This window comes from Alteromonas sp. 1_MG-2023 (assembly GCF_030547075.1).
GTDB lineage: Bacteria > Pseudomonadota > Gammaproteobacteria > Enterobacterales > Alteromonadaceae > Alteromonas.
In genome coordinates, this window is the sequence record NZ_JAUOQH010000045.1 from 1 (window position 1) to 994 (window position 994).

Genomic DNA, 994 nt, shown 5'->3' on the forward strand with positions numbered 1-994 from the left:
CTTACACGTCCTTCATCGCCTCTAACTGCCAAGGCATCCACCGTATACGCTTAGTCACTTAACCATACAACCCCAAATGGCCTTCGTTAACACTTCCTATTCTTCCTAAACTTTCCTCGTCCGCTCAGTTACATACTAGAAGTATGTGCCTTCGCTTACTCGTCGATTTAGTCGACTAGAAACTGTTACCTCGCCCATTGCACTAATACACACCGGAGTGATACTAAAACAATGATTGAGCGAAGAGCTCTCCCGCCTTTTGAAATCAGGACTGGATGAGATCTAACTCAGTTGTATGCATGACAAGCTAATCGTGAAATTGCCTTGCTATCAAATAAAGATTGATAACAAGCAATTCAAGTCAAGTAGAGTAGTAAGTACGTCTTTCGACTTCTCAATTACTCAAATTTTGATTGATTTACTAATTAAATATCAGCTTTCCAAATTGTTAAAGAACGTTGGAGATTTCATGCTAAAAGCATTACTTTCTTCCTTAGAGTAAAAAACCCTAATCAATGCTTACTCAATTGAGTAAAAATTCATTAGGATTTAATGTCTATATCGACACACAAATATATTCGCTTAATTCTACCGCCAACTTCAGCGAGTAGATAAATCGTCAGGAAGGTTCCCTTCCGGTTAAGCGATTTTTCACGACCACTTGCAAAGCAAGTGAGAAGGAAGATGGTAGGCTTGGGCAGACTTGAACTGCCGACCTCACCCTTATCAGGGGTGCGCTCTAACCAGCTGAGCTACAAGCCTGTAGTGGTGGAGCTAAGCAGGATCGAACTGCTGACCTCCTGCGTGCAAGGCAGGCGCTCTCCCAGCTGAGCTATAGCCCCATTTTCTGTATAACTACAAAAAACTTCGTGTCGTTCTTCATTTAATAACAAAACAATCTGTGTAGGCACTACATCAACAATGTCACCATCGACATTTTGGTAAGGAGGTGATCCAACCCCAGGTTCCCCTAGGGTTACCTTGTTACGACTTC

2 tRNA genes are annotated in these 994 nt (G+C 42.2%); both read right to left on the minus strand.

What is annotated here, in order from left to right:
* Window positions 1–685: 685 nt before the first annotated feature.
* A tRNA-Ile gene (locus tag Q4561_RS19760) sits at window positions 686–762 on the minus strand.
* 4 nt (window positions 763–766) lie between these two features.
* Window positions 767–842, minus strand: a tRNA-Ala gene (locus Q4561_RS19765).
* Window positions 843–994: the final 152 nt, after the last annotated feature.